Below are 25,361 nucleotides of genomic sequence, written 5' to 3'. Positions count from 1 at the left end.
GGGGAGCAAGCCCTGGGCATTCAGCCCCGGGATCGGCTCAGCTTATTGACAAGCTTCGCAATCCGGCTCGTCGATCGCGCAGGCCTTTGGCACTGGCGCCGGGCCGGCAGGCGCGGCGAGCACCGAATCATCACCGTGGTTACCGCTGGACACAGCGTTCAGCTTACCGGTGTTGATGGTCGACTTCTCGGTGCTGGTCGCGGCCAGGGCACGGAGGTAGTAAGTGGTTTTCAGGCCACGGTACCAGGCCATGCGGTAGGTCACGTCGAGCTTCTTGCCCGATGCGCCGGCGATGTACAGGTTCAGCGACTGAGCCTGGTCGATCCACTTCTGGCGACGGCTGGCGGCGTCGACGATCCACTTGGTGTCCACTTCGAAGGCGGTCGCGTAGAGCTCTTTGAGTTCCTGCGGGATGCGTTCGATCTGCTGCACGGAACCGTCGTAGTACTTCAGGTCGTTGATCATGACCGAGTCCCACAGGCCGCGGGCTTTCAGGTCGCGAACCAGGTACGGGTTGATCACGGTGAATTCGCCCGACAGGTTCGATTTCACATACAGGTTCTGGTAGGTCGGTTCGATCGACTGCGATACGCCAGTGATGTTGGCGATGGTCGCGGTCGGTGCGATGGCCATGATGTTGGAGTTACGAATGCCTTTCTGCACACGGGCACGTACCGGTGCCCAGTCCAGGGATTCGTTCAGGTCAACGTCGATGTACTTCTGACCGCGCTGTTCGATCAGGATCTGTTGCGAATCCAGCGGCAGGATGCCCTTGGACCACAGCGAACCCTGGAACGTCTCGTAGGCGCCGCGCTCGTCGGCCAGGTCGCAGGAAGCCTGGATCGCGTAGTAGCTGACCGCTTCCATGGACTTGTCGGCGAACTCGACCGCAGCGTCCGAACCGTAGGGAATGTGCTGCAGGTACAGCGCGTCCTGGAAGCCCATGATGCCGAGGCCGACCGGACGGTGCTTGAAGTTGGAGTTCTGCGCCTGTGGCACCGAGTAGTAGTTGATGTCGATCACGTTATCGAGCATGCGTACGGCGGTGTTGACGGTGCGTTCCAGTTTGGCGGTGTCCAGCTTGCCGTTGACGATGTGGTTCGGCAGGTTGATCGAGCCCAGGTTGCAAACGGCGATCTCGTCCTTGTTGGTGTTCAAGGTGATCTCGGTGCACAGGTTCGAGCTGTGGACCACGCCCACGTGCTGCTGCGGGCTGCGCAGGTTGCAAGGGTCCTTGAAGGTCAGCCATGGGTGGCCGGTTTCGAACAGCATGGACAGCATCTTGCGCCACAGGTCCTTGGCCTGGATGGTCTTGAACAGCTTGACCTTGCCTGGGTATTCGGTGAGGGCTTCGTAGTACTCGTAGCGCTCTTCGAAGGCCTTGCCGGTCAGGTCGTGCAGGTCCGGCACTTCGGATGGCGAGAACAGGGTCCACTTGCCGTCATCGAAGACGCGCTTCATGAACAGGTCAGGGATCCAGTTGGCGGTGTTCATGTCGTGGGTACGACGACGGTCATCACCGGTGTTCTTGCGCAGCTCGATGAACTCTTCAATGTCCATGTGCCAGGTTTCCAGGTAGGCACACACGGCGCCTTTGCGTTTGCCGCCCTGGTTGACCGCTACGGCGGTGTCGTTCACGACTTTCAGGAACGGTACGACGCCCTGGGACTTGCCGTTGGTGCCCTTGATGTACGAACCCAGTGCGCGCACTGGTGTCCAGTCGTTGCCCAGGCCACCGGCGAATTTGGACAACATGGCGTTGTCGTGGATCGCGTGGTAGATGCCCGACAGGTCATCCGGCACGGTGGTCAGGTAGCAGCTCGACAGCTGTGGACGCAGGGTACCGGCGTTGAACAGGGTCGGAGTGGACGACATGTAGTCGAAGGACGACAGCAGGTTGTAGAACTCGATCGCACGGTCTTCCTTGTGCTTCTCTTCGATCGCCAGGCCCATGGCCACGCGCATGAAGAACACTTGCGGCAGTTCGAAGCGGATCCCGTCCTTGTGGATGAAGTAACGGTCGTACAAAGTTTGCAGGCCCAGGTAGGTGAACTGCTGGTCGCGCTCGTGATTGATCGCCTTGCCGAGTTTTTCCAGGTCGAAAGTGGCCAGGATCGGGTTCAGCAATTCGAATTCGATACCTTTGGCGATATAGGCAGGCAGCGCCTTGGCGTACAGGTCGGCCATCTCGTGGTGGGTGGCGCTGTCGGCCACGCCCAGGAAGCCCAGGCCTTCGGCACGCAGGGTGTCCATCAGCAGGCGCGCGGTCACGAACGAGTAGTTCGGCTCGCGTTCAACCAGGGTACGGGCGGTCATCACCAAGGCGGTGTTGACGTCGGTCAGGGCCACGCCGTCGTACAGGTTCTTCAGGGTTTCGCGCTGGATCAGGTCACCGTCGACTTCTTCCAGGCCTTCGCAGGCCTCGGTGATGATGGTGTTCAGGCGGCCCAGGTCCAGCGGGGCGAAGCTGCCGTCGGCCAGGGTGATGCGGATCGACGGGTGCGCTTGCACGGCGGCTTCTTCGGCCGGGGTGCGGACGGCACGTTCCTTGGCGCGCGAATCGCGGTAGATCACGTAGTCGCGGGCCACTTTCTGCTCGCCGGCACGCATCAGGGCCAGTTCGACTTGGTCCTGGATTTCTTCGATGTGGATGGTGCCGCCCGACGGCATGCGACGCTTGAAGGTCGCGGTAACCTGTTCGGTCAGGCGGGCAACGGTGTCGTGGATGCGCGACGAGGCAGCAGCGGTGCCGCCTTCAACTGCAAGAAACGCTTTGGTGATAGCGACGGTGATTTTGTCATCGGTGTAAGGAACGACAGTCCCGTTACGCTTGATCACGCGCAATTGGCCAGGTGCAGTGGCGGACAGATCCATATTCGAATCAGCGGCCTGCGGCACGGAGCCTTGCGGGTTCTCGCGAGTTGTGTCGGTTTGCATGGGGGGTTGTCTCCACATTTCTATATTTATTTGGGCACCATCACGGTGCCCACCGTTCCGTCCTGAAGCACTTACAGCAGGCCTGGGCCTGGCATAACAACTTCGGGACAGGAGGAAGGGAGCTGATCGCGCCGCTTCCATGCCGAAGTCTTCGGTTCGGGGCTCAAACGCCCTTGGCCGTATTCCTGGTGGGTGACAGTTGCCAGGTTCAAGCACTGCAACACCCGTACCGTTTTCCGCTGTTGGAGCTGGAAAACGGCTGCCATCCGCTTGAGCGGTTTGGGCTTTCAAAAAATGCTTGGATTAGACCCAACAGGAGCAAGAAAGGGCTTGAGTTTCTTGTCTGATTTGTGTTGGGTCTTTTCGCTGAAAACCCTACATGTAGGGTTTTTTTAGCGCCGAGCTACAAGATAATGCGTTTTGGGGGGCTTAGCAACGTACTGCCTGTGGATAACGTTGTGGGTAAAATGTGTATGAAACGTGGAACACCCGTGTAGGCCGCAGCACTGCTGGATTCGGCCGTTTGTCACTGAATATTCCAAGTTGAAAACAGTCGGTTGGATTTTTGAGGGCGCGAACCCTATCACAGAAAAGCGCGATCACCGAATGGATTTCCCGGCTTGTGCGAGAGGGCTTGGGCATGACTACAATCGGCCTCTGTTATGCCCTCAAAACATTACAAATAAGGTGTGGCCTCCTCGGCCAACGCATCCCTTTATAACAACGAGGATCACCCGTGGAGCAAGAAGCCTGGCACATCCTGATCGTCGAGGACGACGAGCGACTCGCCGAGTTGACCCGCGATTACCTGGAAAGCAACGGCCTGCGGGTTTCCGTGGAAGGTGATGGCGCCCTGGCTGCGGCGCGGATCCTCGCCGAGCAACCGGACCTGGTGATTCTCGACCTGATGCTGCCCGGCGAAGACGGCCTGAGCATTTGCCGCAAAGTGCGCGAACGCTACGACGGCGTGATCCTGATGCTCACCGCCCGCACCGACGACATGGACCAAGTGCTCGGCCTGGACATGGGCGCCGACGACTACGTGTGCAAACCCGTGCGCCCGCGCCTGTTGCTCGCGCGTATCCAGGCCCTGTTGCGCCGCAGTGAGCCGGTCGAACCCGCCAGCGTGGAAAGCCAGCGCCGCCTGCAATTCGGCCCGCTGCTGGTGGACAACGCCCTGCGCGAAGCCTGGCTGCAGGGTGACGGTATCGAGTTGACCAGTGCCGAGTTCGACCTGCTGTGGCTGCTGGTGGCGAATGCCGGGCGCATCCTGTCCCGCGAAGAAATCTTTATCGCCCTGCGCGGCATAGGCTACGACGGCCAGGACCGCTCCATTGATGTGCGCATCTCACGGATTCGCCCGAAAATCGGCGATGACCCGATCCACCCACGGCTGATCAAGACCATCCGCAGCAAAGGCTATCTGTTCGTCCCTGAAGCCGCTGCCGATATGCCGTTGTGAACTCGATCTTCCTGCGTATCTATGGCGGCATGTGCGCGGCGCTGATTCTGGTGGCGCTGCTTGGCGTGCTGGCCCTGCACCTGCTCAACGAGGTGCGCAGCGGCCAATACCGCGAGCGCCTGGCCCACGGCACCTTTGCCTTGATGGGCGATAACCTGCAGCCCATGAGCCCCATCGAACGCCAGCGCGCCCTGGCCGTGTGGGAACGTTTGCTCGGCATCCCCCTGGAATTGCGCGGCCTCACCGATGCCCAACTGGACCTCAGCCAGCGCACCCGCCTGCAACGCGGCCAGGTGCTGGTGGAACAGACCGGCCCCCATGCCGCCCGGGTGCTGCGCCTGGTCAGCGATAAGGAACAGTGGGTGCTGACGGGGGAGGTGCAGCAGATCAGCGAGCAACTGGCCCGCGCGACCATTTACCTGCTGGCCGATGAACTGGTGCGCTTCCCCGTGGCCGAGCAGCCGCAACGGCTGGCGGATATAAAGGAAGCCAAGGGCTTTGGTTTCGAAATGCACCTGATGACCCTGGATCAGGCCGATATGGACGACGACCAACGCCGCCGTGTATCGGAGGGCGATACGGTCATGGCCCTGGGCAAGGGCGGCGATTCGATCCGCGTGTTTGCCGGCATGGTCGGCACGCCCTGGGTGCTGGAGCTCGGCCCGCTGTACCAGATGAGCCCGTACCCGGCGCAATGGCTGGTCCTGATCGCCTTGATCGGCTTGACCCTGATCGGCCTGATTGTCTATCTATTGGTGCGTCAGCTTGAGCGCCGGCTCCGAGGCCTGGAAGCCGCCGCCACGCGCATCGCCAAGGGCAATCTCGAGGTGCGTGTGCCGGCCCGGGGTGCCGACTCGGTGGGGCGCCTGGCGGCGGCCTTTAATGGCATGGCCGAGCACCTGCAGCAACTGTTGGCGATCCAGCGTGAACTGGTGCGCGCGGTGTCCCATGAACTGCGCACACCGGTGGCACGCCTGCGCTTCGGCCTGGAGATGATCGGCGACGCCGCCACGCCTGAAGCGCGGCGCAAGTACCTGGAAGGCATGGACAGTGATATCCAGGACCTAGACGGCCTGGTGGATGAAATGCTCACCTACGCAAGGCTTGAGCAGGGTGCGCCGGCGTTGATTTTCCAACGGGTCGATCTCGATGCGCTGCTTGACCAGGTGATTGGCGAATTATCGCCACTGCGCCCGCAGGTGACCGTGGCCAGGGGGATTTGCCTGTCGTCGGCACATTGGGATGACGCTTGGGTCGATGCCGAACCGCGCTACTTGCACCGCGCCCTGCAAAACCTGGTGAGCAACGCCATGCGCCACGCCCAGGGCCAGGTGTTGATCAGTTATCAGGTGGGCCAGGTGCGCTGTCGCATCGATGTGGAGGACGACGGGCCCGGTGTCCCGGAAAGTGCCTGGGAGCGTATCTTCACGCCGTTCCTGCGCCTGGATGACAGCCGCACCCGTGCCTCGGGCGGGCATGGCCTGGGGTTGTCGATTGTGCGGCGCATCATTTATTGGCACGGCGGGCGAGCGTTGATCAGCAAGAGCAACAACCTGGGCGGCGCCTGCTTCAGCCTGAGTTGGCCCAGAGATCAAGACAAACCCTGACGTCTTATCCCACGCCGAGCAAATCCGTAGCAGCTGCCGAGCGCAAGCGAGGCTGCGTCGGCCGCGCTACCGATCTAACGTCGAGTTGCGCGTGGCGCAGCCTCGCTAAGGCTCGACAGCTGCTACGGCTACCAGGCTCAACAGTTGGCCATCATTCACTGAGTATTGCGCCGATAGTTCCTTGCCGTGGCACCACTCGCTGGACAGGTCGGTGAGCAAGCGCAAGCGCACATGCCCGGCCTCAGACCACTCCACCACCTCGGCATGTTCAAAATAAAAGCGCTTCTGCACGATCGGGTAGAGCGCCTTGAACAAACTCTCCTTGACCGAAAACGTCAGCGTCACCAGCAAGGCGATCTGTTCTCGCGGCACATCAGCCATACGCTGCAGCTCTTGCACCGTCAGAATTTCCCCGGCCAGGCGCTCTGCCCGTTCCAGGCTCAGCAGGTTCTCCAGGTCCATCCCCAACCCGCGCCATTGCGCCTTGTGCCCGACAATCGCGGCGGCATGTCCGGTGCTGTGGGTAATGGAACCGCTGATATGGGCGGGCCACACCGGTGCGCGGTCTTCGCCGATCGCCGGGATGCAGTTGATCTGATCGAGCCGTTGCAGGGCCGCGCGCGCGCACAGGCGACCGGCGAGAAACTCGGCCTGACGCTTGGCCACCGAACGCTGGATACTCGCCGGTGGCGGCACGGCGCAATGCTGGAAGTCGCCAGGTGCCAGCAATGCAGGATCGAACCGGGTGCTGAGAAACACCGTGCCCGGCAAGGGGGCGGGCAGCGGCCAATGGGCGTCGAGTGGGGTGCAGCAAGCGGGTAGGGGGGTCATGGGCGGTATTTTGCCGAGTTGATGGGCGAGAGGATAGCCCGCCGTGATTCAGGCGAGGTTCAAAGCCTGTTCAGGGGGAGTTCAGGGGCGCTTGCGTAGTCTGGCCTCACAGCCAAACGCGTAATGAGGTAACACCATGACTGCGATCAAGAAGCTGATGTTGGCCTTAACCATGCTCAGTGCCACCGTCGGGGTTCAGGCCTCCGATGGTGCCTTTGCCGCATTCGGTCGTGAGAAAACCAAGAAGTCCAGCATCCTGATGCAGCGCGTCAGCATCGAAGATGCTGGCAGTCAGCCCACGCCCTGGGGCCAGTCCCTGGGCCAGGCCACCCCGCAGCCGAGCTATCGCGCCGGCTATGAACACCTGAGCGGCCGGTTCAACGGTATTAAACTGCGCCCGCAAGACCTGCAGGGCCGCTATGATATCCCTCTGTCGGACAGTTGATTTGCTTTGGAGAGCCTTATGAAATTGCTGGTGGTGGAAGATGAGGCGCTGTTGCGCCATCACCTGTTTACCCGCCTGACCGACAGCGGCCACGTGGTCGAGGCCGTGGCCAATGCCGAAGAGGCCCTGTACCAGACCGGTCAATTCAACCATGACCTGGCGATCATCGACCTGGGCCTGCCCGGCATGGGCGGCCTGGACCTGATCCGCCAACTGCGCAGCCAGGCCAAGACCTTTCCGATCCTGATCCTCACCGCGCGCGGCAACTGGCAGGACAAGGTCGAAGGCCTGGCCGCCGGGGCCGACGACTATGTGGTCAAGCCGTTCCAGTTCGAAGAGCTGGAGGCGCGGATGAACGCCTTGCTGCGCCGCTCCAGCGGGTTTACCCAGTCGACCATCGTCGCCGGGCCCTTGCTGCTGGACCTCAACCGCAAGCAGGCATCCCTCGATGAACAGCCCCTGGCATTGACCGCCTATGAATATCGCATCCTCGAATACCTGATGCGCCATCACCAGCAGGTCGTCGCCAAGGACCGCCTGATGGAGCAGCTCTACCCCGACGACGATGAGCGCGATCCGAATGTGATTGAAGTGCTGGTCGGCCGCCTGCGCCGCAAGCTGGAAGGCCCGGCCGGGTTCAAGCCGATCGACACCGTGCGCGGCCTGGGCTACCTGTTCAATGAGCGCTGCCGTTGATTCGCTCGCTCCGTGTGCGCTTGATGCTGGCGGCTGCCACCCTGGCCGTGCTGTTTATGCTGGGCCTGTTGCCCGCCATGCAGGGCGCGTTCAGCCTGGCATTGCAGGATTCCATCGAGCAGCGCCTGGCGTCGGACGTCACCACCCTGATCTCCGCCGCGCGGGTGGAAAACAATCGCCTGCTGATGCCGGCGCAGTTGCCGGATGAACGCTTCAACCTCACCGATAGCCGGTTGCTCGGCTATATCTATGACCGCGAAGGACACCTGGTGTGGCGTTCGCGGGCCACCCGGGACGAAAACATCAACTACAAGCCGCGCTATGACGGGCGCGGCAATGAGTTTGCGCGGATTCGCGAGGCCGACGGCCAGGAGTTCTTCGTCTACGACGTCGAGGTCAGGCTGCTCGGCGGCAAGAGTGCGGCGTTCAGTATCGTGGCCCTGCAACCGGTGCGCGAATACCAATTGACCCTCGAAGGCCTGCGCGAAAACCTCTACCTGGGCTTCGGCGCGGCACTGCTGGTGCTGCTGACCTTGCTGTGGCTGGGCCTGACCTGGGGTCTGCAGGCCCTGCGGCGATTGAGCCAGGAGCTTGACCAGATCGAAGGCGGTACCCGCGAAAGCCTCTCCGAGCAACACCCGCGCGAATTGCTGCGTCTCACCGGCTCCCTTAACCGCCTGCTGCACAGCGAGCGCGAACAACGGGCACGTTACCGCGACTCCCTCGATGACCTGGCCCACAGCCTGAAAACGCCACTCGCCGTGTTGCAAAGCGTGAGCGAAGACATGGCGCAACGTCCGGAAGATCGCGACCAGGCCTGGGTGCTGCAATCCCAGATCGAACGCATGAGCCAGCAGATCGGCTACCAGCTGCAGCGTGCCAGCCTGCGCAAAAGCGGCCTGGTGCGCCATCAGGTGCGCCTGGAACCGGTAGTGCAAAGCCTCTGCGATACCCTGGGCAAGGTCTACCGCGACAAGGGCGTCGCGGTGTCCTTTGAGCTGCCGGACGAATGCGATGTACCGATCGAGAAGGGCGCCCTGCTTGAGTTGCTCGGCAACCTGCTGGAAAACGCCTATCGGTTGTGCCTGAGTGAAGTGCGCGTCAGCCTGGTGGAAAATTCCGAAGGGCTCGAGTTGTGCATCGAGGACGACGGCCCCGGAGTGCCACCGGACCAGCGTGCACGGATCCTGCAGCGGGGCGAGCGCCTGGACCGTCAGCATCCGGGGCAGGGGATCGGGTTGGCGGTGGTCAAGGACATCATAGAAAGCTACGGCGCACGACTGACCCTGGGGGATTCGCCGCTGGGTGGGGCGGCGTTCAAGATTCACTTTCCGGCCTTGTGAACTGTAGTGGCTGGGCTGGCCCTATCGGGGGCAAGCCCCCTCCCACATTTTGAACTTATTCGCAGATCAAACTTTGTAAGCACAGTCAAAGGTGGGAGGGGGCTTGCCCCGATGAGGCCCTCACACACGACGCAGCGCTAGCTCTCCTGCGCCCGGTAGGCCCCCGGTGTCAGTCCCGTCCACTTCTTGAACGCCCGATGAAACGCCGACGGTTCGGAGAACCCCAGCTGCTCGGCGATCGCCTGCAAGGACAAATCCGCCCGCCCCAGGTGGTAGATGGCGATGTCCCGCCGCAATTCATCCTTAAGCGCCTGAAAGCTGGTGCCTTCTTCGCGCAAATGTCGGCGCAGGGTTTGCGGGCTGACGTGCAAGTGCTGGGCGACGGCCTCCAGGTCTGGCCAGGGCGTGCGGTCGCGGCTCAACAAGCGTCGCAGCTGGCTGCTCAAGCTGTCGCCTTCATCCGGGCGTGACAGCAGGTCGGCGGGGGAACGCTCAAGGAAATGCTTTAGGGTACGTTCGTCCTGCAACAATGGCAGGCTCAGGTAGCGGGCGGGAAACACCAGGCTGCTGTGCGGGGCACCGAACACCTGGGCGCAGGGGAACAGCAGGTCATATTCAGCGGCGTGGGCCGGCATCGGGTAGCTGAACGTGGCCTGGTGCAAACGAATGCGCTGGCCGATCAGCCAACTGCCCAGGCGGTGCCAGATCACCAGCAGGCATTCGCTGAGGAAGTGATCCGGGTCCCACAGGTGAGAATCATCCAGGCTCAGGCGGGCCATTTCGCCTTCTCGTGTCAGCTGCCAGCGCGGGCCTTGTGGGAATAGGCTATAAAATAATAAGCCGCGTTCCAGAGCCTTCTCCAGGGTGCGGCAGTGGATCAGCGCATGGCACATCATGGCGAAGGTGCCGCGTTTGCTCGGGCCGTCGGCGAACCCCAGGTACTCATCGTCCAAAGCCAGCCAGAGCATTTGCAGCAGCCGGGTGAATTGCTCCGGCGCAATGCGGGCGCGAGGTTCGGTCAACAGTTCCGGGGTGATGCCCAACTGGTGCAACAGTCCCGAATAGTCGTAACCGGCTCGACGCGCACCGCCCAGGGCTGCCCGGGCGTAATGGCTGGCGATGGTACGTTCACGCATGCGGGGCCCTCGTCCATGGAATGGCGGATGGTAGTCATCACTCGGCAGGGCGACAAGGCGGATATCCGCCAAATTGTAGGACGGGATTGGGCAGCGTGGCGGAAATCCGCCAGCCGATTCGGCACATTGGTGGCGGCTTTGAAATCCGCAGCCCTGATGCCTTAAGGCTCCCAGGGGGTTTCAGCAAAGTGGCACGGCGTTTGCGATAAGGATTACAGCGCAGGCTTGGTCCTACAGGCTTCGCAAACAACAAATCCCTCCAGTGCAGGAGGGTTCGCAATTCAAGTGTCGTGGGCAATGGCGGATATTTGCCACACGGGACGATTGAGGAATTTTGCAATGACGACTCGTCAGCCAATCTACAAATCCCTGTATTTCCAGGTGATCGTTGCAATCGTTATCGGTATTTTGCTCGGTCATTTCTACCCGCAGACCGGTGTGGCGCTCAAGCCACTGGGTGACGGCTTCATCAAGCTGATCAAAATGGTCATCGCCCCGATCATCTTCTGCACCGTTGTCAGCGGCATCGCCGGCATGCAAAGCATGAAATCGGTCGGCAAAACCGGCGGCTACGCGCTGCTGTACTTCGAAATCGTTTCTACCATCGCACTGCTGATCGGCCTGATCGTGGTGAACGTCGTGCAACCGGGCGCCGGCATGCACATCGACGTGGCAACCCTGGACGCCTCCAAAGTGGCGGCCTACGTCACTGCCGGTAAAGACCAGAGCATCGTTGGCTTTATCCTCAATGTGATCCCGAACACCATCGTCGGCGCCTTCGCCAACGGCGACATCCTGCAAGTGCTGATGTTCTCGGTGATCTTCGGTTTCGCCCTGCATCGCCTGGGTGCCTACGGCAAGCCGGTCCTGGACTTCATCGATCGCTTCGCCCACGTGATGTTCAACATCATCAACATGATCATGAAGCTCGCGCCAATCGGTGCCCTGGGCGCCATGGCGTTCACCATCGGTGCCTACGGTGTAGGTTCCCTGGTGCAGTTGGGCCAGTTGATGATCTGCTTCTACATCACTTGCCTGCTGTTCGTGCTGGTGGTGCTGGGCGGTATCTGCCGCGCCCACGGTTTCAGCGTGATCAAACTGATCCGCTACATCCGTGAAGAACTGCTGATCGTTCTGGGTACGTCCTCCTCCGAATCCGCACTGCCACGCATGCTGATCAAGATGGAGCGTCTGGGCGCGAAGAAATCCGTAGTCGGCCTGGTAATCCCGACCGGCTACTCGTTCAACCTCGACGGTACCTCGATCTACCTGACCATGGCGGCCGTGTTCATCGCCCAGGCGACTGACACCCACATGGACATCACCCACCAGATCACCCTGCTGCTGGTGCTGCTGCTGTCCTCCAAAGGTGCTGCTGGCGTGACCGGTAGCGGCTTTATCGTACTGGCAGCCACCCTGTCGGCTGTCGGCCACCTGCCGGTTGCCGGCCTGGCGCTGATCCTGGGTATCGACCGCTTCATGTCCGAAGCCCGTGCACTGACCAACCTGGTGGGTAACGCCGTTGCCACCCTCGTTGTGGCCAAGTGGGTCAAGGAACTGGACACCGACCAACTGCAAAGCGAGTTGGCTTCCGGTGGTCGCAGTATCTCCGACACCCGTGAAGAAGATGACCTGGGCGTGGCCGAAGGCCCTGCACCGGTGATCAAGTAAGCCGCTGATGGCGTGAACCCACGCTGACAGCTATCCGCAAACGCCCCGACTGGTTCGGGGCGTTTGCGTTTGTGCGGGATTACTTTTTTGCAATATTTTCACTTAGAGTCAGCGACTGATGAAATTCGCGCTACGCGGCATGTTCCAAACGCAGACTGGCAGGAGGATATATGGACAGTGTTGATTTAAATGTCCTGCGCAGCGTGCTCGAATGGCGCCGCGCCGGGCAGCAGGTGGTGTTGTATAGCGTTGTGCAGACGTGGGGCAGCGCGCCGCGTCCACCGGGCGCCATGTTGGCGTTGCGGGGGGATGGCGTGGTGATCGGCTCGGTGTCCGGCGGTTGCATCGAGGACGACTTGATCGCCCGCTTGCAGGATGGCCGTCTGACGCACGACGGGCCGCCGGTGCAGTTGGTGACCTACGGCGTGACGCGCGACGAGGCGGCGCGTTTCGGCCTGCCATGCGGCGGCACCCTGCGCTTGACCGAGGAGCGGGTGCAAGACTGGGCCTGGGTCGCGCAGTTGCTGGAGCGTTGCGAGGCGCATGAAATTGTCGCGCGGGAACTGGACCTGGTCTCCGGTGAAGTCACGTTGAGCAGTGCGAACAAGACCGATGTGGTCACCTTCGATGGCGAACGCCTGCGGGCTATCTACGGCCCGCGCTGGCGCCTGCTGTTGATCGGTGCCGGGCAACTGTCGCGCTACGTGGCGGAAATGGCGCGCCTGCTGGATTTCGAAGTATTGATATGCGATCCGCGTAGCGAGTTTGTCTACGGCTGGGAAGAGCAGCACGGCCGCTTCGTGCCGGGTATGCCTGATGAGGCGGTGCTGAATATCCAGACCGACGAGCGCACGGCCATCGTCTGTCTGACCCATGATCCGCGCCTTGATGATATGGCGTTGCTGACGGCGCTGAACTCCAGTGCCTTCTACATCGGTGCGCTGGGTTCGCGGGTCAATAGCCAGACGCGTCGCGAGAATCTGGCGGCGCTGGGTTTGTCGACGGATGCGATTGCGCGTTTACATGGGCCGATTGGCCTGCATATCGGTAGCCATACGCCGGCGGAGATCGCCTTGTCGTTGATGGCGGAAATTGTCGCGATCAAGAACGGCGTGGCGCCGATGCAGAAAAAGCCCCTGCCGGTGGTTGCTGAGTAATGGTGACGGCGATTGTCTTGGCGGCGGGGCAGGGCAGCCGGTTCCGAGCCGAAGCGGGGGCTGACCAGGATAAGTTGCTGGCCGATTGCCTGGGCCGTGATGGGGTGATGCGTCCGGTGATCGAGCAGGTATTGGTGAATTTGCCGGATCGCCTGGTGGCGCGCTGGCTGGTGACCTCGCCGGATCGCACGGAGGTCATTCGGTTGGCCGAAGTGTATGGCTGCCAGGTCTTACTGTTGCAGTCAGCCGGCATGGGCGAGAGCATCGCCGCAGCCGTCGCGGCCAGCGCCTCGGCGGATGGCTGGCTGGTGGTGTTGGGGGATATGCCGTTTATCCAATCATCGAGCATTGAACGGGTGATTGACGCGCTGGAGGAGGATGGCATCAGCGTGCCGGTGCAGGCGGGTGACTATGGGCATCCAGTGGCCTTTGGTCGCGCTTTTGGTCCGGACCTGATGGCGCTGACCGGGGATCGTGGAGGCAAGCCATTGTTCGCACGTGCCCGGGTGCGGGAAGTGCAGGTGGAAGATGCGGGTGTTCTGTGGGATGTGGATCTGCCGAAACGGTTAAATTTTAGTGCGGACTAAGTAAAGGACATAAAAAAAGCCCCGCCTGATCACTCAGGCGGGGCTTTTTAGTGGCGGATGGAATCAGACGAGGGGTTTAGGCTCGTGTTCTTCTTCCAGGGCCTTGTGCTCTACCACTGCTTCAGCAGCAGTGTGCTCAACCACGGTTTCAGCAACCGGGGCTGGCGCCTCGACAGCTTCGACTACGGCTGGAGCGGCAGCAGCAGCGGCGGCAGCTGCCTCAGCTTCCTTGCGACGACGACGCACTTCACGTGGGTCGTTCGGCGCACGGCCGTTTTCGGTCAGGGCGCTGGCCGGTGCCGCTTCTACCACTGGTGCTTCGACTTCGGCTACCACCGGTGCTTCAACAACCACTGGTGCAGACTCGACGGCTGGCGCAGGCTCGGCAACCACTACTTCGGCAACCGGCGCAGGCGCTTCTTCTACCACCGGTGCAGGCGCTGGTGCTTCAACCGGGGCGGCAGGCTCGGCAGTCCACTGGAAGGCGGTCTGTTCTTCGCGAACTTCACGCACTGCCGGGGCAGCTTCTTCGACAGCCGGGGCTTCAGCGACGGCTTCAACTACTGGCTGAGGCTCAACAACCGGAGCGGCTTCAACTGCAACCACTTCGGTTTCTGGCTGGGCGTCGCGGATCGGTGCCACTTCCACTTCCGGAACCACTGGGGCTTCGACAGGGGTAGTTGCTTCAACGACCGGTGCTTCAACCACTGGGGTCTCGGTAACTGGCGCTTCAACGGCAGCGGTTTCTTCAACAGTGGCAGTCGCGCGTTCAGCCTGTTCATGCGCCTGGGCTTCAGCCGGTGCGCTGATCACCGAGCTGGCAACCGCTGCGGTAACGGCCAGGCCGGCAGCCAGTTCGGCACCGGTCGGTTCGTGGGTGGCGCCTTCTGCGTTCTCGCCGGCCTCTTCCGAGCCCTCGATCACATTGCCATTGGCATCACGCTGACGCTCACGGCGGTTGCTGCGACGACGCTGGCCACGGGAGCGGCGACGTGGACGATCGCCTTCGGCGTTGTCCTGGCCGTCTTCCTGCAGTTGCTCTTCGCCGGTCAGTACTTCTTCTTCTTCGCTGGCGGCAGCGGCTTGCTCGGCACGTGGTTGACGCTCTTCACGCGGTGGGCGCGGCTGGCGCTCTTCACGTGGTGCACGCTCTTCACGCGGCTGGCGAGCTGGGCGCTCTTCAGCGGCAGTGGCTGCAACACCTGCAACGGCAGGGGCGGCATCCAATGGCTCGCGCAGTTCACGCACGCGTTCTTCACGCTCGCCACGCGGCTTGCGATCTTCACGCGGCGCACGTGGGGTACGTGGTGCGCGCTCTTCACGCGGTGCACGTTCTTCACGGGCTACGGCCGGGGTTTCTTCACGCGCTTCGCGAGGTGCACGCTCTTCACGTGGTGCGCGCTCTTCGCGAGGCGCACGTTCTTCACGCGGCTTGCGCTCTTCGTCACGGCGACCGTTGCGGTTACGGCTCTGCTGGCGACCGTTGCGACGCTCTTCGTTGCGTGCTGGGCGTTCGGTCGCAGGTTTTTCAACCACGACCGGTGCCGCAGGCTCTTCCTTGGTGGCGAACAGGCTGACCAGCGACTTCACCAGGCCCTTGAACAGGCTTGGCTCAGGCAGGGCGGCGGGTGCGGCAACCGGGGCGGCGGCTTCAACCGGCACCGGTGCGTTGGCACGGGCTGGCGCGGTTTTCACGGCGGCTTCCTGGCGCACCAGAGTGCGGGTCGCGGCGGCTGGCTGGACTTCTTCCACTTCGGCGGCGGCGGCAGCGATTTCGTAGCTGGACTGGCCGCTGTGGGCTTCCGGGCTGTCGTCACGCAGGCGCTGTACTTCGAAGTGCGGCGTCTCGAGGTGATCGTTCGGCAGGATCACGATACGAGCACGGGTGCGCAGTTCGATCTTGGTGATCGAGTTACGTTTTTCGTTGAGCAGGAAGGCTGCGACCGGGATCGGCACTTGCGCGCGGACTTCGGCGGTGCGGTCTTTCAGGGCTTCTTCTTCGATCAGGCGCAGGATCGCCAGGGACAGCGATTCAACGTCACGGATGATGCCGGTGCCGTTGCAACGCGGGCAGACGATGCCGCTGCTCTCGCCCAGGGAGGGACGCAGGCGCTGACGGGACATTTCCAGCAGGCCGAAGCGCGAGATGCGGCCGACTTGCACGCGGGCACGGTCAGCTTCCAGGCATTCGCGGACTTTCTCTTCCACGGCGCGCTGGTTCTTGGCGGGGGTCATGTCGATGAAGTCGATCACGATCAGGCCGCCGATGTCGCGCAGGCGCAGCTGGCGGGCGATTTCTTCAGCCGCTTCCAGGTTGGTCTGCAGGGCGGTTTCTTCGATGTCGCTACCCTTCGTGGCGCGCGCCGAGTTGATGTCGATGGACACCAGGGCTTCGGTCGGGTCGATCACGATGGAACCACCGGAAGGCAGTTCGACGACGCGCTGGAAAGCGGTCTCGATCTGGCTTTCGATCTGGAAACGGTTGAACAGCGGAACGCTGTCTTCGTACAGCTTGATCTTGCTGGCGTACTGCGGCATCACCTGGCGGATGAAGGTCAGGGCTTCGTCCTGGGCTTCAACGCTGTCGATCAGCACTTCGCCGATGTCCTGGCGCAGGTAATCGCGGATGGCGCGGATGATCACGTTGCTTTCCTGGTAGATCAGGAACGGCGCGGAACGATCCAGGGAGGCTTCTTTGATGGCGGTCCACAGTTGCAGCAGGTAGTCGAGGTCCCACTGCATTTCTTCGCTGCTGCGGCCCAGGCCGGCAGTGCGCACGATCAGGCCCATGTCGGCCGGTGCGATCAGGCCGTTCAACGCTTCACGCAGTTCGTTGCGCTCTTCGCCTTCGATGCGACGGGAGATGCCGCCGGCACGTGGGTTGTTCGGCATCAGCACGAGGTAACGGCCGGCCAGGCTGATGAAGGTGGTCAGGGCGGCGCCCTTGTTGCCACGTTCTTCTTTTTCGACCTGAACGATGACTTCCTGGCCTTCGCTCAGGACGTCCTTGATGTTTACGCGGCCTTCGGGGGATTTCTTGAAGTATTCGCGGGAGATTTCTTTGAGGGGCAGGAAGCCGTGGCGCTCGGAGCCGAAATCGACAAAGGCAGCCTCAAGGCTTGGTTCGATGCGAGTAATACGGCCTTTATAGATGTTGGCCTTCTTTTGCTCGCGTGCACCGGATTCGATGTCCAGGTCGTAGAGGCGTTGGCCATCTACCAGTGCAACACGCAACTCTTCGGGTTGAGTTGCGTTAATCAGCATTCTTTTCATGTTGTACCGTCGGTTTCCGGGCTGCCGGAAACGGCGTTCGGCACACACGACTTCTCACGGTCGGTGTCAGGTGCGTCAAGAGTGGTTGGCCACTCCAGTGTCCAGCAAAATCGGCCAATTGGGCCGGTATCGCGACGGACGCGTCCTGCTTGTTAGCGGTGGTGACAAAGGCACCACTTCAACAAAAGCTAAGGTCAGGAGGAGGAATCAACCGGCGACTGTGGACGAGATGAAGCGTCTAAATATAAGCCTAGTGCTACACGGTCCGACGGTTGTGCATCTCCACCCTACACGTATCCCTGATAATTCGGGTGCTGCCGCGCGCAGAATCCGCAGCGGGTTGGCATTTACCGTGTTCTCCAATGGGGAGTCCACGCTCATGGCTAAACAAGACTGAGTAAGGGGCGATTGCGCTCTCACTCAGCTCTTAACAGGCGTTGTTTCCGAAGCATTCGCCGTGGTCTGGCTCAAGACTGACTGCACTTTGTGAACTGGCCGTAAATATCGGCGCAGAACGCGAGTATTCACTCTGCTTTCTGCACTCGCTTCAGGCCTCATGTCACCTGCGCTTGTTACAATCTCGAGCCTTCCAGGGTGGCGAAAGCCCCGTAGGACGGCCTCGCGTCCTGATGAATTGCGATGGTCAGGGCCGGCAGTTTGCCGCTAGTCCTCTGCCCAGGCCGCTTTTGGCGGCGTTCGCGACTATAGCAGTAATGATTAAGTGCTTCAATTCCATAAAAAATTGTTATCATCGCCGCCATGACGACTACCGCCCCCCAGACCCCCAGCGTCCAGCTGCTCGAGGTCTCGCCGGAATATGCCGGCCAACGCATCGATAATTTTCTCCTGGCCAGGCTCAAGGGTGTGCCCAAGACCTTGATCTACCGCATCTTGCGCAAAGGCGAAGTGCGCGTGAACAAGGGCCGCATCAAGCCTGAGTACAAGTTGCAGGCGGGCGATATTGTCCGTGTGCCGCCCGTGCGCGTACCTGAGCGCGATGAGCCCGTGCCATTGGCCCAGGGCCTGTTGCAGCGCCTTGAGGCATCGATTGTCTTCGAAGATAACAAGCTGATTGTGATCAACAAGCCCTGCGGTATTGCGGTTCACGGTGGCAGCGGCCTGAATTTCGGCGTGATCGAAGCCTTCCGTCAGCTGCGCCCGGATTGCAAGGAGCTGGAACTGGTTCACCGCCTGGACCGCGACACCTCCGGCCTGTTGATGATCGCCAAGAAACGCAGCATGTTGCGCCACCTGCACACCGCCCTGCGCGGCGATGGCGTGGACAAGCGCTACATGGCGCTGGTGCGCGGCAACTGGGCCAGCTCGATCAAGAGCGTCCGCGCGCCGTTGCAGAAGAGCAACCTGCGCTCTGGCGAGCGCATGGTCGAAGTGGACGAGGAGGGCAAGGAAGCCCTGACCCTGTTCAAGGTGCTGCGTCGCTTTGGTGATTTCGCCACCATGGTCGAGGCCAAGCCGGTGACGGGGCGTACCCACCAGATTCGTGTGCACACCCTGCACGCCGGTCACTGCATCGCCGGTGATACCAAGTACGGCGACGAGGGTTTTTCCAAGGAAATCCGCGACCTGGGCGGCAAGCGCCTGTTCCTGCACGCCTACATGCTCACCGTGCCGCTGCCTGACGGCGGCGAGCTGAAGCTGCAGGCGCCGGTCGATGAGATGTGGGCCAAGACCGTGGAGCGTTTGAGTGTCGCACCTTGACTACAAGCTGCTGATTTTCGATTGGGACGGCACCCTGTGTAACTCCATCGGTCGGATTGTCGAGTCGATGCACAGGGCTTCGACCCGCTCGGGCTTCGAGTTGTGCACTGACCTGGCGGTCAAAGGCATTATCGGCCTGGGCTTGCCTGAGGCGATCCGCACCTTGTACCCCGAGATCAGCGACGCTGAACTGGTGACGTTCCGCGAGCATTACGCGGATCACTACATTGCGCTGGAAGCCACACCTTCGCCGTTGTTCGAGGGTGTGGCGCAGTCGCTGGAGGCTTTTCGCGCCGAGGGCTATCACCTGGCCGTCGCCACCGGCAAGGCCCGTCGCGGCCTGGATCGGGTGCTCAGTGCCCACGGTTTTGAAGATTATTTCGACATCACCCGTGCCGCAGATGAAACCGCCAGCAAACCTCACCCTCTGATGTTGGAGCAGATCCTTGCCCATTGCGGTGTGTCGCCGCGTGAGGCGCTGATGGTAGGTGATGCTTCCTTCGACCTGATGATGGCGCGCAACGCCGGCATGGACAGCGTGGCAGTCAGCTATGGCGCCCAGTCCCCCGAGGCGTTGCAGCAATACGAGCCGAGGGTCACGATTGATCATTTTTCTGAATTGCAGGCCTGGCTCGGTCGGGCCCAATAAGTCTTTGCTGGGGTTGATGGCATGAGTGACGAGTGGAAAGCGCCTGAAAAGGCTGAAAGCGGTGACGACAAGAGCTGGAAACTGCTGGAGAAGACGCTGCTGGCCAGTGTCCAGGAGCAACGCCGTGCGCGGCGCTGGGGGATTTTCTTCAAGTTGCTGACCTTCACTTACCTGTTGCTCATGCTGGCGCTGTTCAGCCCGCTGATGGACATGGAAAAGAGCGCGACCCGTGGCGCCAACTACACCGCGTTGATCGAAGTGCGGGGGGTGATTGCCGACAAGGAACCTGCCAGCGCCGACAATATCGTCAGCAGTCTGCGTGCCGCGTTTGAAGACCCCAAGGTCAAGGGCGTGATCCTGCGCATCAACAGCCCAGGCGGCAGCCCGGTGCAATCGGGTTATGTGTATGACGAGATTCGCCGCCTGCGCGGCCTGCACCCGGATATCAAGCTGTACGCGGTGATTTCCGATTTGGGGGCTTCGGGTGCCTATTACATTGCCAGTGCCGCCGACCAGATCTACGCCGACAAGGCCAGTCTTGTCGGCTCCATTGGTGTGACGGCGGCTGGCTACGGCTTTGTCGGTGCCATGGAGAAGCTGGGGGTTGAGCGTCGTACCTACAACTCGGGCGAGCACAAGTCGTTCCTTGATCCGTTCCAGCCGCAAAAGGCCGATGAAACCCAGTTCTGGCAGGGAGTGCTCGATACCACCCATCGCCAGTTCATCGCCAGCGTGAAGCAGGGCCGTGGGGATCGCCTGAAGGACAAAGATCATCCGGAGTTGTTCTCCGGGTTGGTGTGGTCGGGCGAGCAGGCGTTGCCGCTGGGGCTGATCGATGGTTTGGGCAGTGCCAGTTCGGTAGCACGGGATGTGGTCGGCGAGAAAGAACTGGTGGACTTCACCGTTGAAGAGTCGCCGTTTGATCGTTTCTCCAAGAAGCTCGGCGCCAGCGTGGCTGAGAAGCTGGCGCTGTACATGGGCTTCCAGGGCCCGGCGCTGCGCTGAGATTTTAGTCAGTATGGATAAATGTCGGAGGGGGCAAGCCGCCTCCCACATTTGGTTGTGTTCTTAAGGGATTTGCACGCCCTCGCTGAGTAGCATATCCACCAGCCGAATCAGCGGTAAGCCGACCAGGCTGGTTGCGTCCGGCCCTTCGGTGCTTTGGAACAAGCTCACGCCCAACCCTTCCGCCTTGAAGCTGCCCGCGCAGTCATACGGCTGCTCGATCCGCAGGTAGCGCTCGATGCGCGCTGCATCCAGCTCGCGCATGTGCACGGTAAAGGGCACGCAGTCGACCTGGCAGTGCCCCGTCTCGCTGTTCAACAGGGCTAGGCCGGTGAGGAAGCTGACACGCTTGCCACTGGCGGCCAATAACTGCTCGCGCGCATTTTCGAAGGTGTGAGGCTTGCCGATGATGCGGCCTTTCAGCGCGGCGACCTGGTCTGAGCCGATGATCAGGTGTCCCGGGTGGCTGGCGGCGAGGGCGCGGGCCTTTGCTTCGGCCAGGCGCTTGACCAGTTCGATGGCGGACTCATGTGCAGCATGGCTTTCGTCGATATCCGGCGAGCTGCAGATGAATGGCAGGTGCAGGCGGCTGAGCAATTCCCGGCGATAAACCGAGCTGGAAGCGAGTAATAAAGGCAGCATATACGTCTCCTCAAGGCAGCCGCCGATTCTAGCGGGGCGACCGGCCGACGCACAGGGCTGAATTTCCTTTGACATGGCTGGGTGCATCCCTATAATGCTGCGCCTATGTTGAATGACCCGATTCCACCTCACGTTGACCCGCGCAAATTGGCTGATCGTGGCACTTCCCTTCAAGGTGAGTTGCTGCTGGCCGATTTGGAGAGACTCTGCGACCCGCTTTCCGACACTGTCGGTACGGTGCAGGCCAAATTCGTTTTTGAACGAGATGAACGTAAATCTGTGGTAATTCACAGTTTTATCGACACCGAGGTCAAAATGGTTTGCCAGCGTTGTCTTGAGCTGGTCACCCTGCCGATTCACAGCGAGTGCAGTTATGCTGTGGTAAAGGAGGGTGCGAATACCCAGTCGTTGCCGAAAGGTTATGACGTGCTGGAACTGGGCGAAGATCCTTTGGATCTGCATGCACTGATCGAGGAGGAGCTTCTGCTCGCCTTGCCCATTGTGCCTGCTCATCATCCGGAAGAATGCCAGCAGCCGGCGGGTCTCGATGACGAGTCCGAACCGAGCGAGGACGAGGTAACGCGGTCCAACCCGTTCAGTGTATTGGCGCAGTTAAAGCGTGACCCAAACGTTTAGGAGTTAATCAATTATGGCTGTTCAGCAGAACAAAAAATCCCGCTCTGCCCGTGACATGCGTCGTTCCCACGATGCCCTGACGGCAAGCACTCTGTCTGTAGAAAAAACCACCGGTGAAATTCACCTGCGTCACCACGTATCGCCAGAAGGCGTATACCGTGGCCGTAAAGTGATCGACAAGGGCGCTGACGAGTAATCACTTGTCTGCTCAAGTCATCGCGATTGACGCAATGGGCGGGGACTTCGGTCCCCGCAGCATTGTTCAGGCCTGCATTGCCAGCCTGTCTGCCACGCCCTCGCTGCATCTGACCCTCGTCGGTCAACCCTCCCTCCTTGAAGAATTGATTGCCAGCCATCCGGCGGTGGATCGCGCGCGCCTGACGATTACGCCAGCCAGCGAAACCATCACCATGGATGAGAAACCGGCGACAGCCCTGCGTGGCAAGCCTGACTCGTCGATGCGGGTGGCCTTGGAGCTGCTGCGTGATGGCAAGGTGCAAGCCTGTGTCAGTGCCGGCAACACCGGCGCCCTGATGGCGTTGTCGCGGCATGTGCTCAAGACGCTGCCTGGCATTGATCGGCCGGCAATGGTGGCGGCGATTCCGACGCAGAAGGGCTATTGCCAGTTGCTGGACCTGGGGGCGAACGTCGATTGCAGTGCCGAGCACCTGTTCCAGTTTGCCGTGATGGGCTCGGTGGCCGCCGAAGCGCTGGGCGTGGCCCGGCCGCGGGTGGCCTTGCTGAATATCGGCACCGAAGACATCAAGGGCAACCAGCAGGTCAAGCTTGCCGCCACCTTGCTGCAAGGTGCGCGAGGCCTGAACTACATCGGATTTGTCGAGGGTGATGGGTTGTACCGAGGCGAGGCGGATGTGGTGGTGTGCGACGGGTTTGTCGGCAATATCCTGCTCAAGTCCAGTGAAGGCCTGGCGACCATGATCGCCTCGCGTATCGAGGCCTTGTTCAGGCGTAACCTGGTATCGCGCCTGGTGGGCGCCCTGGCGCTGCCGTTGATGCGTCGCCTGCAGGCCGATCTGGCCCCGGCGCGGCATAATGGTGCGAGCTTCCTGGGGTTGCAGGGCATCGTGGTGAAAAGCCACGGTTCGGCCGGGGTCGAAGGCTTCCAGAGTGCGATTGCGCGGGCGGTGATCGAGATCCAGGAAAACCTGCCGCAACGCTTGCACGGCCGTCTCGAGGACCTGTTGCCTTAGGCGAATCGGCCGGGGAATGCTTAAATGTGACCGGCCAGTTCAATTGACCATCCAATCTGTCAGTTTCGTGCGCTCCCACCGAGGAGCGACCATTTCCGACGACCAGATCATTAGGGGCTTGTTACATGTCTACATCCCTCGCATTCGTCTTTCCAGGGCAGGGTTCGCAGTCCCTCGGCATGTTGGCCGAGCTGGGCGTGCAATACCCGCTGATCCTGGACACGTTCAAGGAAGCTTCCGAGGCCCTGGGTTACGACCTGTGGGCGCTGACCCAACAGGGGCCGGAAGAGCAGCTCAATCAAACCGATAAAACCCAGCCAGCCATCCTGACCGCTTCGATAGCCCTGTGGCGCTTGTGGTTGGCCGAAGGCGGTGCGCGTCCGGCTTTCGTGGCCGGTCATAGCCTGGGCGAATACAGCGCCCTGGTGGCGGCGGGCAGCCTGACCCTTGCTGAAGCGGTCAAGCTGGTCGAGCGTCGTGGACAGCTGATGCAGGAAGCCGTTCCGGCCGGGCAGGGCGGCATGGCCGCTATCCTGGGGCTGGACGATGCCGTCGTGATCGAAGCCTGCGCCGAAGCGGCCCAGGGCGAAGTGGTCAGCGCGGTAAACTTCAACTCCCCAGGCCAGGTGGTGATCGCCGGTGCCAGGGCGGCCGTCGAGCGTGCCATCGAAGGCTGCAAGGCGCGGGGTGCCAAGCGTGCATTGCCGTTGCCGGTGAGCGTGCCGTCACACTGCGAGCTGATGCGCCCGGCTGCCGAGCGTTTTGCCGAGTCCATTGCTGCCATCAACTGGCAGGCGCCACAGATCCCGCTGGTGCAGAACGTCAGCGCAGCCGTGGCCGCCGACCTCGACACCCTCAAGCGCGACCTGCTGGAGCAACTCTACAAGCCTGTGCGCTGGGTCGAGTCGGTCCAGACCCTGGCCGCCAATGGCGCCACCGAGCTGGTCGAGTGCGGCCCGGGCAAAGTCCTGGCTGGCCTGAACAAACGCTGCGCCGACGGCGTGTCGACTGCCAACCTCAATACCCCGGATGCCTTCGCTGCCGCTCGTGCGGCGCTGGCCTGATCCCCGAACTTAGGAGAAGCCTGCATGAGTCTGCAAGGTAAAGTTGCACTGGTTACCGGCGCGAGCCGTGGCATTGGCCAGGCCATCGCCCTGGAACTGGGCCGTCAGGGCGCCGTCGTGATCGGCACCGCCACTTCTGCTTCGGGCGCCGAGCGTATCGCCGCGACCCTGAAGGAAAACGGCGTTCAAGGCACCGGCCTTGAGCTGAACGTGACCAGCGATGAGTCCGTGGCTGCCGTACTGGCCGAGATCACCGCACAGTTCGGTGCGCCGGCAATTCTGGTGAACAATGCCGGTATCACCCGCGATAACCTGATGATGCGCATGAAAGACGACGAATGGTACGACGTGGTCGATACCAACCTGAACAGTCTGTTTCGCCTGTCCAAGGGGGTTTTGCGCGGCATGACCAAGGCCCGTTGGGGTCGAATTGTCAATATTGGCTCCGTAGTGGGTGCCATGGGCAACGCAGGCCAAGTAAACTATGCAGCCGCCAAGGCCGGCCTGGAAGGTTTCAGCCGTGCATTGGCGCGTGAAGTCGGTTCGCGGTCGATTACGGTCAACTCGGTGGCCCCAGGGTTCATCGACACCGATATGACCCGCGAACTGCCGGAAGCACAGCGTGAAGGCTTGCTGACGCAGATTCCGCTGGGCCGTCTGGGCCAGGCTCAAGAGATCGCGAATGTGGTCGCTTTCCTGGCATCCGACGGTGCGGCATACGTGACTGGGGCTACAATCCCGGTGAACGGCGGGATGTACATGAGCTAAATTGTGACGGATCGCTTCAAAAAAATGTCATACGAGCTGTCTAAAATCCGTTATAAAGCTGCAACTTAATTTATAGGCAGGTGGCAAACCGGGTACAGGGTGAAGCTTTCAGTTGAAAAGCTGAAAAGGCTTTCTATACACTTACCCACTGGCCAGCTGCCTGAATTTGTCCATTAGGAGTTAAACAAGGTATGAGCACCATCGAAGAGCGCGTCAAGAAAATCGTTGCCGAGCAACTGGGCGTCAAAGAAGAAGAAGTGGTCAACACTGCTTCCTTCGTAGAAGACCTGGGTGCCGATTCCCTTGACACCGTTGAGCTGGTGATGGCTCTGGAAGAGGAATTCGAGACCGAAATCCCGGACGAAGAAGCTGAAAAAATCACTACTGTTCAAGCTGCTATCGACTACGTTACGAACCACCAGGCGTAATAGTTTGTAGTCGTCGCCTGCTGTTAGGGAAAAACCGCACTGCTGTAACGGCGTGCGGTTTTTTCTTTAGCGCTGATGAAAAGTAAGCTCTGAA

Annotated in this window: 22 protein-coding genes; 17 read left to right on the top strand and 5 right to left on the bottom strand. The window is 61.2% G+C overall.

The genetic code is table 11. The features are described 5' to 3' along the window. Window positions 1-42: 42 nt before the first annotated feature. The gene (locus V3W40_RS31615; RefSeq protein WP_065947763.1) at window positions 43-2,937 is read right to left on the bottom strand and encodes a ribonucleoside-diphosphate reductase subunit alpha; all 2,895 of its coding nucleotides are present in this window, start codon (window positions 2,935-2,937) and stop codon (window positions 43-45) included. Window positions 2,938-3,673: 736 nt separating this feature from the next. Here V3W40_RS31615 and V3W40_RS31610 point away from each other — a divergent pair. Beyond that, on the top strand, window positions 3,674-4,399 hold the full coding sequence (locus V3W40_RS31610) for a response regulator (RefSeq protein ID WP_330216334.1): 726 nt from the start codon (window positions 3,674-3,676) through the stop codon (window positions 4,397-4,399). Beyond that, window positions 4,396-6,006, top strand: coding sequence for an ATP-binding protein (locus tag V3W40_RS31605; protein WP_065926178.1), 1,611 nt, complete (start codon window positions 4,396-4,398; stop codon window positions 6,004-6,006). Before V3W40_RS31610 ends, V3W40_RS31605 begins: the two co-directional genes overlap by 4 nt. A 105-nt stretch (window positions 6,007-6,111) precedes the next feature. Here the strand turns inward: V3W40_RS31605 and V3W40_RS31600 are convergent, their stop codons facing one another. Next, complete coding sequence (locus V3W40_RS31600; protein WP_330216333.1) at window positions 6,112-6,837, bottom strand: 4'-phosphopantetheinyl transferase family protein; 726 nt, start codon at window positions 6,835-6,837, stop codon at window positions 6,112-6,114. Between the two features lie 136 nt (window positions 6,838-6,973). Here V3W40_RS31600 and V3W40_RS31595 point away from each other — a divergent pair, with 136 nt between their 5' ends. Genes V3W40_RS31595 through V3W40_RS31585 form a run of 3 tightly spaced genes read left to right on the top strand, consistent with a single transcriptional unit; the run spans window position 6,974 to window position 9,321 of the window. Next, window positions 6,974-7,282: a hypothetical protein gene (locus V3W40_RS31595; RefSeq protein WP_065926176.1), complete on the top strand. Its 309-nt coding sequence runs from the start codon at window positions 6,974-6,976 to the stop codon at window positions 7,280-7,282. 18 nt (window positions 7,283-7,300) lie between these two features. After that, window positions 7,301-7,978 (top strand): response regulator, encoded by a 678-nt coding sequence (locus V3W40_RS31590; RefSeq protein ID WP_017138377.1) that lies wholly within the window; start codon window positions 7,301-7,303, stop codon window positions 7,976-7,978. Beyond that, the gene (locus V3W40_RS31585; protein ID WP_330216332.1) at window positions 7,975-9,321 is read left to right on the top strand and encodes an ATP-binding protein; all 1,347 of its coding nucleotides are present in this window, start codon (window positions 7,975-7,977) and stop codon (window positions 9,319-9,321) included. The genes V3W40_RS31590 and V3W40_RS31585 overlap by 4 nt, the downstream gene beginning before the upstream one ends. 137 nt (window positions 9,322-9,458) lie before the next feature. Here V3W40_RS31585 and V3W40_RS31580 read toward each other — a convergent pair whose 3' ends face one another. Next, window positions 9,459-10,457, bottom strand: coding sequence for an AraC family transcriptional regulator (locus V3W40_RS31580; RefSeq protein WP_330216331.1), 999 nt, complete (start codon window positions 10,455-10,457; stop codon window positions 9,459-9,461). A gap of 339 nt (window positions 10,458-10,796) precedes the next feature. On the opposite strand from V3W40_RS31580, the gene V3W40_RS31575 reads away from it, so the two are divergent. The 3 genes from V3W40_RS31575 to V3W40_RS31565 all read left to right on the top strand — a co-directional run bounded on the left by V3W40_RS31575 (window position 10,797) and on the right by V3W40_RS31565 (window position 13,872). After that, window positions 10,797-12,128: a dicarboxylate/amino acid:cation symporter gene (locus tag V3W40_RS31575; protein ID WP_074847492.1), complete on the top strand. Its 1,332-nt coding sequence runs from the start codon at window positions 10,797-10,799 to the stop codon at window positions 12,126-12,128. A 170-nt stretch (window positions 12,129-12,298) separates the two neighbouring features. After that, a complete protein-coding gene (locus V3W40_RS31570) occupies window positions 12,299-13,285 on the top strand; it encodes an XdhC family protein (protein WP_315872378.1) in 987 nt (328 codons plus the stop codon). Next, window positions 13,285-13,872: a nucleotidyltransferase family protein gene (locus V3W40_RS31565; protein ID WP_330216330.1), complete on the top strand. Its 588-nt coding sequence runs from the start codon at window positions 13,285-13,287 to the stop codon at window positions 13,870-13,872. Before V3W40_RS31570 ends, V3W40_RS31565 begins: the two co-directional genes overlap by 1 nt. Before the next feature lie 63 nt (window positions 13,873-13,935). On the opposite strand, the gene rne is transcribed toward V3W40_RS31565, so the two are convergent. After that, a complete protein-coding gene (gene rne / locus V3W40_RS31560) occupies window positions 13,936-17,136 on the bottom strand; it encodes a ribonuclease E (RefSeq protein ID WP_330216329.1) in 3,201 nt (1,066 codons plus the stop codon). A gap of 768 nt (window positions 17,137-17,904) precedes the next feature. Between rne and rluC the strand changes: the two genes are divergently transcribed. From rluC to V3W40_RS31545, 3 genes are read left to right on the top strand one after another with little or no spacing between them, the layout of a single operon-like run. Next, complete coding sequence (rluC, locus tag V3W40_RS31555) at window positions 17,905-18,864, top strand: 23S rRNA pseudouridine(955/2504/2580) synthase RluC (RefSeq protein ID WP_053140114.1); 960 nt, start codon at window positions 17,905-17,907, stop codon at window positions 18,862-18,864. Beyond that, entirely contained in the window at window positions 18,851-19,513 is a 663-nt protein-coding gene (locus V3W40_RS31550) for an HAD-IA family hydrolase (protein ID WP_074847487.1), read from the top strand. The genes rluC and V3W40_RS31550 overlap by 14 nt, the downstream gene beginning before the upstream one ends. 21 nt (window positions 19,514-19,534) lie before the next feature. Continuing rightward, entirely contained in the window at window positions 19,535-20,518 is a 984-nt protein-coding gene (locus V3W40_RS31545) for a S49 family peptidase (protein ID WP_027607802.1), read from the top strand. A 63-nt stretch (window positions 20,519-20,581) separates the two neighbouring features. On the opposite strand, the gene V3W40_RS31540 is transcribed toward V3W40_RS31545, so the two are convergent. Continuing rightward, window positions 20,582-21,160, bottom strand: a complete 579-nt coding sequence (locus V3W40_RS31540; protein WP_065926167.1) for a Maf family protein — start codon at window positions 21,158-21,160, stop codon at window positions 20,582-20,584. Window positions 21,161-21,265: 105 nt separating this feature from the next. Between V3W40_RS31540 and V3W40_RS31535 the strand changes: the two genes are divergently transcribed. The 6 genes from V3W40_RS31535 to acpP all read left to right on the top strand — a co-directional run bounded on the left by V3W40_RS31535 (window position 21,266) and on the right by acpP (window position 25,267). Beyond that, window positions 21,266-21,796 (top strand): YceD family protein, encoded by a 531-nt coding sequence (locus V3W40_RS31535; RefSeq protein ID WP_027607804.1) that lies wholly within the window; start codon window positions 21,266-21,268, stop codon window positions 21,794-21,796. A 13-nt stretch (window positions 21,797-21,809) separates the two neighbouring features. Next, the gene (gene rpmF, locus V3W40_RS31530) at window positions 21,810-21,992 is read left to right on the top strand and encodes a 50S ribosomal protein L32 (RefSeq protein WP_008152339.1); all 183 of its coding nucleotides are present in this window, start codon (window positions 21,810-21,812) and stop codon (window positions 21,990-21,992) included. 4 nt (window positions 21,993-21,996) lie between these two features. Beyond that, window positions 21,997-23,007, top strand: a complete 1,011-nt coding sequence (plsX, locus tag V3W40_RS31525) for a phosphate acyltransferase PlsX (protein ID WP_074847485.1) — start codon at window positions 21,997-21,999, stop codon at window positions 23,005-23,007. A 125-nt stretch (window positions 23,008-23,132) separates the two neighbouring features. Beyond that, complete coding sequence (gene fabD, locus V3W40_RS31520) at window positions 23,133-24,071, top strand: ACP S-malonyltransferase (protein WP_330216328.1); 939 nt, start codon at window positions 23,133-23,135, stop codon at window positions 24,069-24,071. 24 nt (window positions 24,072-24,095) lie between these two features. Continuing rightward, window positions 24,096-24,839, top strand: coding sequence for a 3-oxoacyl-ACP reductase FabG (fabG, locus tag V3W40_RS31515; protein ID WP_330216327.1), 744 nt, complete (start codon window positions 24,096-24,098; stop codon window positions 24,837-24,839). Between the two features lie 191 nt (window positions 24,840-25,030). Beyond that, window positions 25,031-25,267, top strand: a complete 237-nt coding sequence (gene acpP / locus V3W40_RS31510; protein ID WP_003442511.1) for an acyl carrier protein — start codon at window positions 25,031-25,033, stop codon at window positions 25,265-25,267. Window positions 25,268-25,361 lie beyond the last annotated feature (94 nt).

The organism is Pseudomonas sp. AM8, from assembly GCF_036346475.1.
Lineage (GTDB): Bacteria > Pseudomonadota > Gammaproteobacteria > Pseudomonadales > Pseudomonadaceae > Aquipseudomonas > Aquipseudomonas marginalis.
The sequence above is the reverse complement of the archived record's forward strand: the minus strand, read 5'-3'. Positions and strand labels throughout refer to the sequence as shown.

Excerpts from the sequence above, each read along its gene's own strand:
- V3W40_RS31615 (WP_065947763.1), bottom strand. The coding sequence starts at position 2,937 with ATGCAAACCGACACAACTCGCGAGAACCCGCAAGGCTCCGTGCCGCAG.
- V3W40_RS31600 (WP_330216333.1), bottom strand. The coding sequence starts at position 6,837 with ATGACCCCCCTACCCGCTTGCTGCACCCCACTCGACGCCCATTGGCCG.
- V3W40_RS31595 (WP_065926176.1), top strand. The coding sequence starts at position 6,974 with ATGACTGCGATCAAGAAGCTGATGTTGGCCTTAACCATGCTCAGTGCC.
- V3W40_RS31590 (WP_017138377.1), top strand. The coding sequence starts at position 7,301 with ATGAAATTGCTGGTGGTGGAAGATGAGGCGCTGTTGCGCCATCACCTG.
- V3W40_RS31580 (WP_330216331.1), bottom strand. The coding sequence starts at position 10,457 with ATGCGTGAACGTACCATCGCCAGCCATTACGCCCGGGCAGCCCTGGGC.
- V3W40_RS31575 (WP_074847492.1), top strand. The coding sequence starts at position 10,797 with ATGACGACTCGTCAGCCAATCTACAAATCCCTGTATTTCCAGGTGATC.
- V3W40_RS31570 (WP_315872378.1), top strand. The coding sequence starts at position 12,299 with ATGGACAGTGTTGATTTAAATGTCCTGCGCAGCGTGCTCGAATGGCGC.
- V3W40_RS31565 (WP_330216330.1), top strand. The coding sequence starts at position 13,285 with ATGGTGACGGCGATTGTCTTGGCGGCGGGGCAGGGCAGCCGGTTCCGA.
- rne (WP_330216329.1), bottom strand. The coding sequence starts at position 17,136 with ATGCTGATTAACGCAACTCAACCCGAAGAGTTGCGTGTTGCACTGGTA.
- rluC (WP_053140114.1), top strand. The coding sequence starts at position 17,905 with ATGACGACTACCGCCCCCCAGACCCCCAGCGTCCAGCTGCTCGAGGTC.
- V3W40_RS31545 (WP_027607802.1), top strand. The coding sequence starts at position 19,535 with ATGAGTGACGAGTGGAAAGCGCCTGAAAAGGCTGAAAGCGGTGACGAC.
- V3W40_RS31540 (WP_065926167.1), bottom strand. The coding sequence starts at position 21,160 with ATGCTGCCTTTATTACTCGCTTCCAGCTCGGTTTATCGCCGGGAATTG.
- V3W40_RS31535 (WP_027607804.1), top strand. The coding sequence starts at position 21,266 with ATGTTGAATGACCCGATTCCACCTCACGTTGACCCGCGCAAATTGGCT.
- rpmF (WP_008152339.1), top strand. The coding sequence starts at position 21,810 with ATGGCTGTTCAGCAGAACAAAAAATCCCGCTCTGCCCGTGACATGCGT.
- fabD (WP_330216328.1), top strand. The coding sequence starts at position 23,133 with ATGTCTACATCCCTCGCATTCGTCTTTCCAGGGCAGGGTTCGCAGTCC.
- fabG (WP_330216327.1), top strand. The coding sequence starts at position 24,096 with ATGAGTCTGCAAGGTAAAGTTGCACTGGTTACCGGCGCGAGCCGTGGC.
- acpP (WP_003442511.1), top strand. The coding sequence starts at position 25,031 with ATGAGCACCATCGAAGAGCGCGTCAAGAAAATCGTTGCCGAGCAACTG.